This window comes from Fodinibius salinus (assembly GCF_008124865.1).
In the GTDB taxonomy this organism is placed as follows: Bacteria; Bacteroidota; Rhodothermia; order Balneolales; family Balneolaceae; genus Fodinibius; species Fodinibius salinus.
The window spans coordinates 458,430-470,280 of record NZ_VNHY01000002.1; the positions used below are offsets into that span (position 1 = coordinate 458,430).

Below are 11,851 nucleotides of genomic sequence, written 5' to 3' on the forward strand. Positions count from 1 at the left end.
CCATCCTTACATTATAATTTGCTTTTTTCTCTATAACATTCGTTTAGTTTTTTTATCAAGCGGTGTTTTCGGGTCCAGGCATTGTTTATACTGATATCAAATTCTGCAGCTACCTTTTTTGTGTGGGCATCAGGGTGGTCAAACCAATACTGCATAAATCGCTGATATTCTTCTTTTAATTGATTCATGCACCATCTGAGAAGCTTTTTTTGCTCTTCATCAAGCAGCGACTGTAGCTGCTGCGGAGCCTGGCTTTGCGTTTCTGATACCTCTTCCATAGAGGTCTCTCTGCGTTTTTTCTGCATCTTGAGATAATTATTGCGACAGGTGGTTAATATATAAGAGACAATTCGCTTGGGGTCATCAATACGGTCAGACTTAATAACTTCAAGAGAATCAATCAGTGAATCTTGGGCACAATCCTCCGCATCGGCATCAGTGGCATTCATGTGGATACGCAGAAATGCCATTAACCGGGGCCGCAATGCCTCAACCAGCCGATTTACCTCCTCAGAATCATTTTCTTTAAGGGCAGTAACTAATTTCGTATAGTCCATGAACTAACTTATTCAGGCCAATCAATTTACATCAGTATAAAGATTTATGTCGTAATAAACAGGTATATAAAATTAGGTAGTAAATGCCGTAAATATTTCCTTTTTTATATTAGAGATTAATTTTAGCAGTCAATTATTAATATGTATCGTGTTCAGCTTAAAAATTTTGAAGGTCCGTTAGACCTGCTGCTGTTTTTTATCAAGCGTGATGAGCTCGATATTTACGATATCCCCATCTCATATATCACCAACCAGTTTTTAGAGTATATCAACCTGCTCGAGGAACTTGACCTCGATGTTGCCAGTGAATTTATCCTAATGGCTAGTATGCTGATGTCGATCAAAGCCAAGATGATGCTGCCCCAAGAAGAAAGTGATGATAAACTTGATGAACACGATCCCCGCTATGAGTTGGTACAACAATTGCTTGAATACAAGCGATATAAAGAGATGGCTGGTAGGATGGAGGATATTGAAGAAGAAGCTCAAAAACGACACTTCCGCGGCAATCATGAGGTAGATCAGGTCAATAAACAAGCCACGGGGGAGGCCCTTCAAGATGTTACAATGTTCGACCTGATGACGGCTTTTAATAACATCCTAGCCGAAGTTAAGCAACGAGATACCGTTCATCACGTAGAAAAAATTGAATACACTGTTGAAGAACAGTCCGAATATGTCATAAACAGCCTGCGTGAGAGAGGACGCACGGCTTTTCGTACCTTTTGTGAAGAGCTGGAAACACGAGCAAAAATTGTAGTTACTTTCCTGGCTATCTTAGAGATGCTCAAAGAGCGACAAATTAACCTTTATGTTGAGGATCATGACCCTACAAAGTTTTACCTCGATCTGAAACCTGTGGACGAGATCGTCCGTACGAATTAACACGCTAACATTTTAATACTAATTCATTTCTAATTTATGAAACGCTATATCCTTGCTGTAATTATTGGTGCGGCAGTAACTGTAATTATTAGCTGCAGCGGAACTGAGCAAGCCCAGAAGCAACAAACAAAGCCAATCATTAATACCGATAGCTTACTCAGTTATCAGGATAATATTTCTACAAGATATATGCGGAGGCATCTTTCTGCCTTTTCGGCTGATTCGATGAAGGGCCGAGATACTGGCACTCCGGCAGAAGATAAAGCAGCCCGCTATCTTGCTCATCAATATCGAAAATTAGGATTGCAGCCCGTAGGTGATAATAACAGTTATTTCCAGCATTTTGATCTTAATGCTACCAAAACCGACAGCATTGTCTATAAACTGTTTGCTACCAGTGATGAGCAAAAACTTGTTGATTACTCAACAGCGAGCAAAAACAGCAGCGCACATTTCATTCGTCAGTTTGGTGGTACCGATTCGCTGCAGGGCAAAATTGTATTCGCTGGTTTTGGCGTTGATGACAGTAAAAACGATATCCAAAATTTACAAGGCGTAACCCTCAAGGATAAATGGGTGATGGTCTTTGGAAATATCCCTCATATTGTAGAAGGAGATACTCTTATTGATCCAACCATCGATGCTCGTGCCCGCTTTCAGTCTATTATGGATCGTGGTGCCGAAGGCATTCTGCTTATACCGGAAAAATCTTCTGATTTTAGCAAGGTTGCCCGCCAGCAACAGTCTAACTTTGGCAAACTATCGGATCTCAAACTTGCTTATCGCGATGATGGATCCGGTTCTTCAGGCGGATTCAGTAAGGGATATAACATCATCAAACCGGCTCTTGCAGCACAACTGCTCGATATTGAATCAAAGTCGGCATTAGAAGATTATCGGCAACAACTGATTGACAACATTGCCAGCTTTCAACCGGACCAATTAAACTATAAGCTTTCACACGTTCCGTATACAGCTAAAGAGAAAGTAACCTCCAAAAACGTGCTCGCTTTCTACGAAGGCGCCGATCCTAAACTGAAAGATGAAGTAGTAGTCATGACCTCTCACTACGACCATCTGGGTATCGGCCAGCCCGACTCTACCGGTGATCGTATTTACAATGGTGCTGACGATGATGGCAGCGGTACCATTGGGATATTAAATGTTGCACGAGCCTTTGCTAATGCCGGAGACAATGGAGTGAAGCCCAAACGTAGCATCCTGTTTCTTCATGTGTCCGGAGAAGAAAAGGGCTTACTCGGCTCGCGCTACTATTCCGACCATCCTGTTTTTCCAATGGAAAAAACCGTAGCCGATATTAATACAGACATGATTGGACGCATTGACAAGAAACATAAAAAGCAGGGGACCGAGGAGTATTCCTATATCATTGGCGGAGATATTATTTCATCACAACTGGACAGCCTTATCAATGCTGGTAACAAAAAATCTGGCCAAATTACGCTGAGTGACCGCTATAATGACCTGCAGGATCCCAACCAGTTTTACCGGCGCAGTGATCACTGGCATTTTGGTCGCAAGGGGGTGCCTTTTGTGTTCTTCTTTAGCGGTGTACATGAAGATTATCATCGTCCCTCGGATGAAGTACATAAAATTCGCTTTGATAAAATGTCTAAGATAGTTCGTACGATGTATGGCTCTGCAGTAATGATTGCAAACACAGAAAACCCACCGGCCGTTGATAATCAAGCGTTTATTGAAAAAACAAAAGGTGACAATTAAAATACTTACTTTTCTTTATCTATTGTCCCGAATCCTTAGTTGTTAGGGATTCGGGATATTTTATATTAGGCAAGCACTGACTTTTCTTATAGAAGTTTTAATGCAACAGCCACCTTTTTTCTCTCCTCACAAACTATTTTTTGGCCTTATCTATTTCTTAACCTCTAACAGGTTATTAAGAATAATAACTAAATATTAATTTCCATTCCTTAACATACTAAACGTTTTGTCATTTCACAGCGTTATGATAACTTGATTCTTAACCGTAAGGCTATGGAAAAACTAAAAAAATATTTACGTGAGCCTATCAACAGCATTACCCATGGCGTGGGTGCCATTGCTGCAATTTGTTGGACTCTTTTTTTACTGTATGAGGCCATAAATCAACAATTAAGTAGCCATATTATTTCTTTTTTGATCTTTGGGATAAGCATGGTTCTACTATATACCGTCAGCTCTCTCTATCATGCACTACACATCAAAGAGAAAACGTTAGAACTTTTTCGAAAACTCGATCACTGCATGATTTATGTACTCATTGCCGGTACTTATACCCCCATCTGTTTACTTGTGCTTGAAGACAGCTGGCGATGGGGCTTATTTATTACCATCTGGGGATTAGCCCTCATTGGCATCATTAAAAAGTTTTTATGGATGAATGCCCCCCGCTGGCTTTCCACTGCTTTCTACCTGGGAATGGGCTGGCTAGCCGTTTTAATTTTCCCCACAATGATAGATAAACTTCCAATAGCTTTTATCATCTGGATTGGGATTGGCGGCATTGCCTATTCTGTTGGCGCCGTTATTTATGGTGTAAAAAAGCCAAATCCCATTCCCAATTGGTTTGGCTTTCACGAAATTTGGCATCTTTTTGTACTGGCAGGTACTTTCTCTCACTTTTGGGCCATTTATCAATACCTTCCTGATTACATCGGCTAAGTAAAAACCTGCTTGTCATGTTGATGTTCTTTCAGCATCTTAGAAAATACTTTAGTTTTCTAAGCACCATTAGCGTAAAATGATGCGTAAATTTGTAGCTCTTACTTTACTCTTTTGTGGTTTTTCATTAGCTGTATGTGCTCAGTTTTATCCCACACAGTATCGACCGCCTAACCAACATTGGCAATATCTTAAAACCCCGCATTTAAAATTATTGTACGCCCGCGGCAATGATTCTACCGCCCTTCGGATGGGACAAATACTCGAATCCCAATATGCTAAAACTCAGCTACTGGTTGGGGGTAACCTTTCTGACTTTCCCATAATTTTAAATAACTATAACGATCGCTCCAACGGATTTGTCAGTCCCCTGCATTTTCGATCAGAAATTGAGCTGCCGCCTATAAAAGGCAAATCATTGAATCCACAGACGGGAAACTGGCTGACCAACGTAGGTCCCCATGAACTAACCCACGCTTTGCAATTTAGCAACCTCGGTGGATTTAACATCCCAAAAATCGTTAGTCTTTTTTCGCCCGACCTGGCGCGTTCATTTCACGGCGCCATCCCATCGGGCATCACCGAAGGTATTGCTGTACATCACGAAACAGATAATATTGTTCCAAATGGAGGTCGCGGGAATTATCCATTTTTTACCAACCAATATAATGCCATCTTTAACAGTGATCAGCGGTGGTCGATGGGGCAGCACGTGCAACACACTACTTATACCCGGCCTTTTAACAGGCACTATATTGGTGGATATACCTTTACCTCCTGGATACAAGAAGAGTTCGGTCCACAGACAACCCGAAAAGCGATCGATTTTTATATGGACTGGCCGTTTTTGGGATACGGATGGGCTCTGCATAATGCAACCGGCTTATGGCCCACCCAGTTATATGAACGTTTTGAGGATGATAAAAAAACAGAAATATCCAAAACTAACGTCAGCCAGCAGTTTATAACTCCTGATATCCCCTTTAAGGGACGCAACATTCGCCGGGCCAAATGGCTTTCAGACTCCACACTTATTTTCTATGGATCATTCTATAACGCCCGCCCGGGATTTTATAGTTACAACCTCAACACCTCAAAAATTAATCGGATACTTACTACCAATAGCATCAGTGATTATCGCTATGATCTTTCGACCGACCGCTCGGAACTTATTTACAGTTATTATCAAGCCGATCCTATTTATGACAATACTGCCAAAGCAGAGCTGGTTCGAGTGCAGCTTGATTCTCATATAAAAACACAAATTACGGATGATGGGCGACTCTACGCACCGGTTTTTTATAAGGATCAACTCCTTGCCCTTGGCACCAAACCGGCTTCTTCTCAACTTGTGTCTGTGCAAAATAAAAATAAACAGCAAGACTCTTTGCAAATTAATACCCTTTCTGTCCCAAAAACGGGAGAAATTAAAGCCGTGGCAGTAAGTCCTGTTAATGATAAATTAGCTGTTGTCATCAATAAACAAGGGAAACAGGGGCTCTGGATTTCCGATCTTTCCAACCTCTCTGACGAACTTAGCCAAAATCCAACTATCTCTTTTTCAAGTGGTTCTGTTTTTGATCCCGAGTGGCATCCCAAAGAAAAGAAGCTGTTATTTAGTAGTGATTTTTCGGGCATCCTTCAGTTATATGAGTATAATCTAGCAACCAATACTGTTATCCAAATTACTAATGTTGCCTATAATGCATTTGAAGGGTCTTATAATCCCAGCGGCAACCGCATCGCTTTTATCCGGCAAGAAAAAAATGAGCAGCTTCCCGCTATTATTAATCGAAGTAATGTTGACGGCAATTACATTCCCAATAATATATGGCAGACAGAGATATCCAATACTATTCAAAAACAGCAATCAGTGACTACTGATTCTATCATTACACAATCAAAACAGTGGGAGTCGGGACAATATAAATCCGGATTAGGATGGATAAAGCCCCGTACAGTGTTACCGGTTTTTAACGAGGTTTCTAATCAAGATGTTTATGAATGGGGGCTTTCACTGCATAGTAATAATTTATTGGCCAATCAAAGCTATTCTGCCGAATATACCTACTTCGAAAACCGCAGCTGGTTTAACGTTTTATACCAAAACAAAACATTTTATCCTGGTTTTAAAGCACGCATTTTTAGCGAACCAACTTATTTTCTTCTTTTAAGCCAAAACAATTTATCCACTTTTTCTTTGTTGCAACAAGAGCGTGGTGTAGCTCTTAGCATTCCATTTCAACTTAGGTTAAATCAAAATATTACCAATACCTCTCTTTTTATTGAACCCGAGATTCGGCAGTCCCAATTTCGGTTTTTTGATGTCCAATCAAATAACCGTTCTTCCGATTTTTTCAACAGTACCGTTGCTAATATTTTTACCCAGTTTAATTATCGACTGCAGCAAAATCTTCGAGATTTACAACCTAATTCAGGTGCCCTTTTTTATACTGAGGTGGAACATAATTTCAATTCTGACGATCCCAACTTTTCGGGTCAATCCAATAACATTCCGATTCGATTTTTGGAATCTACCGCACTCTCCGGGGGAGTTTATACCTTTTTATCTCCATTTCGCCGGTGGAATCAATCACTGCGACTTGGAATTGAGGGAGTAACACAATCGGGACTCATTTTTAATAACCAGTCGATTGTCTCCGGCGGTTTTTCCGAAGCTGTCTTTCCCGGTGCATCAAACCTGCTTAGTTTTTCTACCCGCTATACCATTCCGTTGGCCTATGTCGATAACGGCGGGTTTCTATTTCCACTGTATCTTAGCAATATTTATATTGTTACATTTACAAACACCATAACAGATCCCACTATTACTAATATCAAAAAGGGATCACGAAATATGTTTGGGATTGGATTACGGGGTCGTTTTCGCATATCAAACCTGACTTTTGATATTGGTGTTGGCTTTGGGTACGAACCAAGCCGAGATAACATCAACTTTTTTGTCGGAGATTTTTAAGCTCCTTATTTGTTACTAATCTTTAGATTACTAATTCTACTGATATAATTATTATGCGTTTGTTTTTATCTGCTCATAAAACGTTCATTCTTATTTTATCTACTCTCTTGCTGTATTCGGCATGTTCTTCTAAGCCTAAGCCCAAAGAACCCAATCCTGTACGGCGTAAAAGCCCAATTGCCATTGCCAATACCCTACATAAACCCTCCGACACCTATATCAAAGTTGTTTATGGTCAGCCATATAAGAAGGGGCGAAATATTTTTGGGGAGCTTATTCCTTATGGTGAGATCTGGCGAACCGGAGCCAATGAAGCTACTGAAATTACAACAACTCAAGACATCATTTTGGGTGGTAAAAAGGTAAATGCAGGTACCTATGCACTATTTACTATTCCCCGTAAAAATAACGACTGGACTATTGTCTTAAATGATGTTTTAGGTCAATGGGGAGCATTCAATTATAATTCATCTCATGACGTGTTGCGGACTCACGCCTCGGCCATACAAAAAAGTTCCGCTTTTGAAGCACTTACTATTCAATTTTCAGAAATAGTAAATGATTCAACCAATATGATTATACAATGGGATCATACCGAGGTGAAAATCCCCATTATATTTTCAGATAGTAATCCATCTTCCTAATGTAGTCACTTTCTGTCATAATTTTTAAGACTTCGTGGCTTTTGCTTTCTCCAACAACTCTTCGGGAATATCCAACTCCATCCGAAGAAGCATAGCAGCATGCGTCTTACCTTGGGCATCCAGTTTTAGAGAAACCGTTCCACCACCACCCAGGCTTTGATGAAGAACAAAATTAAGAGCACCTATATTCGGAAGCTCATAACGCTCTACTTTTCCCTCACAAATATTTTTCATGTGCTCTTTTACCACATCAGCTGTGAGCGTTTTTTTGAGAAAAGGATACACATCCGGATGGCGGGCAATTATTCCCACATTACTTCCATCTCCCTTATCTCCACTGCGTCCATGCGCTATATCTAAAAGCTTTGCGTTAGCCATAAATAATTATTTTAACATCACTTTTTGTTGTGCCAAAAGATAGACGGCTTCGCTAACTCCTGCAAACTAAAAATTTTGATATTGGTAAACGATTCTTTGGCTAACGTAGTTATATAATAACACAATAATTTAATATTAAACTATTTAAAATATGAGTTATTTTAATAAAATTACTGACATATACAATCATATTGCAGAAGGTTCTGCAATGGATGCCTTTGAGGAATATTATGCCGAAGATGTAACAATGGTTCTAGAAGATGGTACAGAGGTTGATGGAAAAGATGCAAACCGTCAACGTGAAAATGAATTTTTTAGCAGCGTGGAAGAATTTCACGGTATTGAGATAAAAGGTATCACCGCTAACGAAGATGAAGGTATTACAGCTGTTGAATCTACCATGACCGTAACTTTTAAAGGTGCCGACGGTCCTATGGATCTTGAACAAGTTGCAGTACAACACTGGAGCGGTAAACAAATAACTACCGAACGTTTTTACGGTACACAGAATAGCTAATTACCTCCTAACTTAGAGCCCTCTCCTTACAGAGGGCTTTTTTATTTTGTGGATGCTCAATTTTTATCTTTTTTCTTATCCTCATATTTTGTCATATATATTCAATAATTGTTTTTCTTTTTTTCGGCTATCTTTAGTTTATTGATTGTCCTTAGTGGAAGGATATTGAATAATACTTTTCTTAATTGATACATCCACTGTTTTTCCTCAAAATTTGAAGATATATTTCTAAAATTATTATTAATGAGTAAGCCAAAACGTGTTGTTATTACCGGATTAGGAGCTTTATCCCCAATCGGAAATAATGTAGAAGTTTTCTGGGATAATCTTATCAATGGAGTTAGTGGTGCCGATAGAATTACTAACTTTGACCCTTCTGAGTTTCGCACACATTTTGCGTGTGAGCTTAAAAATTTTGATGCCGGCGAACACCTCGAGCATAATATGATTCGTCGCTCCGATCCCTTTAGTCAATACGGACTTATTGCTACTGATCAAGCAGTAGAAGACTCCGGTATTGATTTTGAAGATATGGATCCCTTTGACGCCGGAGTTATTTGGGGGAGCGGCCAGGGTGGTATGTTTACTTTTGAAGAAGAAGTGAAAAACTATGCCGAAAATGATTACTCACCACGATTTAATCCATTCTTCGTCCCAAAGTTAATTATTAACATGGCACCAGGACTCATCTCCATGAAGTACGGTCTGATGGGTATTAACTATGCTACCGTCTCGGCCTGTGCTACTTCTAACACGGCCATCATGGATGCTCTTAATTATATCAGATGGGGCAAGGCTAAAGTAATGGTTACCGGTGGTTCCGAAGCAGGTATCACTGAGTCTTCCTTTGGTGGATTTTCTTCCATGCGCGCCATGTCACAACGCAATGACGATCCCAAACATGCTTCACGTCCCTTTGATAAGGATCGGGACGGCTTTGTTATGGGAGAGGGGGCAGCAGCCCTCATTCTGGAAGAGTATGAACATGCCAAAGCCCGCGGTGCCAAGATTTACGGTGAAGTTACAGGTGCTGCAATGACGGCCGATGCCTATCACATGACGGCCACCCATCCCGAGGGGAAAGGCGCAACCGTTGCGATGCAGCAGGCACTCAATGACAGTGAGCTCAACGCCGAGGATGTCGATTATCTTAATACGCATGCTACCTCAACACCGGTTGGTGATATTAGTGAAACCAAAGCAATAGAAAATGTATTTGGAGACAGTGCTGACCACCTGCATATCAGTGCAACAAAATCAATGACAGGTCACTTACTGGGTGCCGCCGGCGCTATTGAAGCAATAGCCTCTATTAAAGCTATTAATGAAAATCTTATTCCTCCAACTATCAACACCAAAAATATTGATGGAGAGATTCCCGAATCTTTAAATATTGTATTGGGTGAAGCTAAAGAAAAGAAAGTTGATGTGGCAATGAGTAATACCTTTGGCTTCGGTGGACATAATGGCATTGTTGTTTTTAAATCAATTTAACTTTCTAAAATAAAAAGGCCCAGAGAGTTATAATTCTCTGGGCCTTTTTTTATTCTTTATTTTTTTCTACCTATTCTTCTCCATCATCTTCTTCCTCGTCCTCTTTTTCTTCATTTTTTCCATCTTCTTCTTTTTCATTAGAAGATTTATCTGAATCTACCTTTTTTCGTGCCTTTTCTAGTTTTTCTTTCTTCTCCTCTATACTTTTCTCTAACTCTTCCAGTTCTTTTTTTGCCTTTTCTATTTTCTGATGACGTTTGTCTACTTCTTCTTTACTAAGATTACCGGCTTCCTTTTCTTTTTCTAACTGTTCTTCAGCTTGTTCTATTCTCTTAGCTGCATTTTCTAATTTTTCTTCACTTTGTTCTATCTTTTGATCCAAAGAATCAACTTTATTCTTTAGCTCTCTGGCTGCTGCAGCCCGGGACTGACCAAACTCTCGTCCTGACTTATCTTTTTTCTTTCCATACGCCTTTCCTTTCTCTTTACCTTTTTTCTTTTCCTTATTTTTGAGACTATCAGTCTTTTGGGTTGCGTCCTTCTCTTTCTGGTCAGCTTCTTTTTGAACCTTTTCAGTCTTTTGTTTTTCCTTTTCTTTTTTAGCTTTGCCTTTACCTTGAGCAAAAGCATCCGCTGTATAAATACCAAAAATTAGTATAAAAAATAATCCAAGTGTTCTGATTGATAATTTCATAAGTATAATCTTTTAGTTTTCTGAATTTAATTCATCCAAGCTCTTTTCGAGATCAGAAACGTCTTTATCCAGCTCTGCATTTGCAGAATCTACTTCTTGCGTAGCGGTTTCAATCTCTGCTACTTCATTATTTTTATTTTGTGTCTCTTTAAGTTGCGACTCTCCATCGCAAGCAACAAAAGTACCTACAATACCTAATGGCAATAGAATTATCCCTTTCCTAATATTCATAATGTATTTTTGTGATTAGATTAAACAGGTTAAATAACCTTAAACATAAAAATTAGTAATTTGTTCCAATCTATCTTCCTACTTATAAACTTACCTAATCTTGAACCCCAATTTTCCTCATGTTGTAGCATATTAATTGCTGTGTCCAATTGATACGACCTCTACCCACTCAATAATCCCAATTTCTAGATTAAAAGTAGAGCGTATATCGTTTTCGGGCACATTTTAAATATCCTAAAAGTTTTTAACTAGGGATTAAGCTGTTGTATCTCAATTCTAAATAAGTTCAATTTTGTCAATTAACAGCTCAAAATCTTCAGCTTTCTTATTAGCAATTAAAAAGCCCAGTTGTTGAATGGAATTGTGACTAAAATTGGGCTGGTTCAAATTTTTACCTCTAAAGGTGGGAAATAAGTCATTGAGCACAATAGTAATTTCCTCCCATTCCCCAGTGGTCTCCAAGTAGGTGATGTACGACTCGTAGGCCTGCTGATCGTGTTTAACTCTAAACTGATATCGTTTTCCATCGCCCTTCAACTTTATTTTGATTTGGTCTTGTGGTTCCACTTCTAAGTTAGCAGGAGAATAGCGGACCGATGAAAAACCACCGTTATTTTCCAATGACACGGAACCACTGAATCGCCCATGGCCCTGCGGACTCAAACTTATATCTCCTTGCGAACGGCCACCCATCACCACATCATCCAACGTTTCCCAATTTTGAAGGCTGGCATTCTCATTGAAATTAAAAATAACCCTATGGCTGTATGTCATAGTAATTAAAACAGTATA

Annotated in this window: 12 protein-coding genes; 7 read left to right on the top strand and 5 right to left on the bottom strand. The window is 39.5% G+C overall.

Going from position 1 to position 11,851, the window contains the following annotated elements; genetic code table 11:
- Window positions 1-11: 11 nt before the first annotated feature.
- Window positions 12-557, bottom strand: coding sequence for an RNA polymerase sigma factor (locus LX73_RS06905; RefSeq protein ID WP_148898755.1), 546 nt, complete (start codon window positions 555-557; stop codon window positions 12-14).
- Between the two features lie 141 nt (window positions 558-698).
- Here LX73_RS06905 and LX73_RS06910 point away from each other — a divergent pair, with 141 nt between their 5' ends.
- From LX73_RS06910 to LX73_RS06930, 5 genes are all read left to right on the top strand, one after another.
- Window positions 699-1,442, top strand: coding sequence for a segregation and condensation protein A (locus LX73_RS06910; RefSeq protein WP_148898756.1), 744 nt, complete (start codon window positions 699-701; stop codon window positions 1,440-1,442).
- 36 nt (window positions 1,443-1,478) lie between these two features.
- A complete protein-coding gene (locus LX73_RS06915) occupies window positions 1,479-3,185 on the top strand; it encodes a M28 family peptidase (RefSeq protein ID WP_148898757.1) in 1,707 nt (568 codons plus the stop codon).
- 273 nt (window positions 3,186-3,458) lie between these two features.
- Window positions 3,459-4,124, top strand: a complete 666-nt coding sequence (trhA, locus tag LX73_RS06920) for a PAQR family membrane homeostasis protein TrhA (protein WP_148898758.1) — start codon at window positions 3,459-3,461, stop codon at window positions 4,122-4,124.
- Between the two features lie 79 nt (window positions 4,125-4,203).
- Window positions 4,204-7,101 carry a TolB-like translocation protein gene (locus LX73_RS06925; RefSeq protein WP_148898759.1) on the top strand — a complete coding sequence of 966 codons (2,898 nt, stop codon included), beginning with the start codon at window positions 4,204-4,206 and terminating at the stop codon, window positions 7,099-7,101.
- Window positions 7,102-7,154: 53 nt separating this feature from the next.
- Complete coding sequence (locus LX73_RS06930; RefSeq protein ID WP_148898760.1) at window positions 7,155-7,745, top strand: DUF2911 domain-containing protein; 591 nt, start codon at window positions 7,155-7,157, stop codon at window positions 7,743-7,745.
- A gap of 24 nt (window positions 7,746-7,769) precedes the next feature.
- On the opposite strand, the gene LX73_RS06935 is transcribed toward LX73_RS06930, so the two are convergent.
- Entirely contained in the window at window positions 7,770-8,123 is a 354-nt protein-coding gene (locus tag LX73_RS06935; RefSeq protein ID WP_148898761.1) for an AtuA-related protein, read from the bottom strand.
- Window positions 8,124-8,274: 151 nt separating this feature from the next.
- On the opposite strand from LX73_RS06935, the gene LX73_RS06940 reads away from it, so the two are divergent.
- Both LX73_RS06940 and fabF read left to right on the top strand, forming a co-directional pair.
- Window positions 8,275-8,640, top strand: a complete 366-nt coding sequence (locus tag LX73_RS06940) for a nuclear transport factor 2 family protein (protein WP_148898762.1) — start codon at window positions 8,275-8,277, stop codon at window positions 8,638-8,640.
- Between the two features lie 243 nt (window positions 8,641-8,883).
- Window positions 8,884-10,134, top strand: coding sequence for a beta-ketoacyl-ACP synthase II (gene fabF, locus LX73_RS06945; RefSeq protein WP_148898763.1), 1,251 nt, complete (start codon window positions 8,884-8,886; stop codon window positions 10,132-10,134).
- Between the two features lie 70 nt (window positions 10,135-10,204).
- Here the strand turns inward: fabF and LX73_RS06950 are convergent, their stop codons facing one another.
- The 3 genes from LX73_RS06950 to LX73_RS06960 all read right to left on the bottom strand — a co-directional run bounded on the left by LX73_RS06950 (window position 10,205) and on the right by LX73_RS06960 (window position 11,833).
- On the bottom strand, window positions 10,205-10,828 hold the full coding sequence (locus tag LX73_RS06950) for a hypothetical protein (protein ID WP_148898764.1): 624 nt from the start codon (window positions 10,826-10,828) through the stop codon (window positions 10,205-10,207).
- 12 nt (window positions 10,829-10,840) lie between these two features.
- Window positions 10,841-11,059: a hypothetical protein gene (locus LX73_RS06955; RefSeq protein ID WP_148898765.1), complete on the bottom strand. Its 219-nt coding sequence runs from the start codon at window positions 11,057-11,059 to the stop codon at window positions 10,841-10,843.
- A 276-nt stretch (window positions 11,060-11,335) separates the two neighbouring features.
- Window positions 11,336-11,833, bottom strand: a complete 498-nt coding sequence (locus LX73_RS06960) for a CIA30 family protein (protein WP_148898766.1) — start codon at window positions 11,831-11,833, stop codon at window positions 11,336-11,338.
- Between the last annotated feature and the right edge of the window lie 18 nt (window positions 11,834-11,851).

Coding starts and splice junctions, on each gene's coding strand:
- LX73_RS06905 (WP_148898755.1), bottom strand. CDS start 557: ATGGACTATACGAAATTAGTTACTGCCCTTAAAGAAAATGATTCTGAG.
- LX73_RS06910 (WP_148898756.1), top strand. CDS start 699: ATGTATCGTGTTCAGCTTAAAAATTTTGAAGGTCCGTTAGACCTGCTG.
- LX73_RS06915 (WP_148898757.1), top strand. CDS start 1,479: ATGAAACGCTATATCCTTGCTGTAATTATTGGTGCGGCAGTAACTGTA.
- trhA (WP_148898758.1), top strand. CDS start 3,459: ATGGAAAAACTAAAAAAATATTTACGTGAGCCTATCAACAGCATTACC.
- LX73_RS06925 (WP_148898759.1), top strand. CDS start 4,204: ATGATGCGTAAATTTGTAGCTCTTACTTTACTCTTTTGTGGTTTTTCA.
- LX73_RS06930 (WP_148898760.1), top strand. CDS start 7,155: ATGCGTTTGTTTTTATCTGCTCATAAAACGTTCATTCTTATTTTATCT.
- LX73_RS06935 (WP_148898761.1), bottom strand. CDS start 8,123: ATGGCTAACGCAAAGCTTTTAGATATAGCGCATGGACGCAGTGGAGAT.
- LX73_RS06940 (WP_148898762.1), top strand. CDS start 8,275: ATGAGTTATTTTAATAAAATTACTGACATATACAATCATATTGCAGAA.
- fabF (WP_148898763.1), top strand. CDS start 8,884: ATGAGTAAGCCAAAACGTGTTGTTATTACCGGATTAGGAGCTTTATCC.
- LX73_RS06950 (WP_148898764.1), bottom strand. CDS start 10,828: ATGAAATTATCAATCAGAACACTTGGATTATTTTTTATACTAATTTTT.
- LX73_RS06955 (WP_148898765.1), bottom strand. CDS start 11,059: ATGAATATTAGGAAAGGGATAATTCTATTGCCATTAGGTATTGTAGGT.
- LX73_RS06960 (WP_148898766.1), bottom strand. CDS start 11,833: ATGACATACAGCCATAGGGTTATTTTTAATTTCAATGAGAATGCCAGC.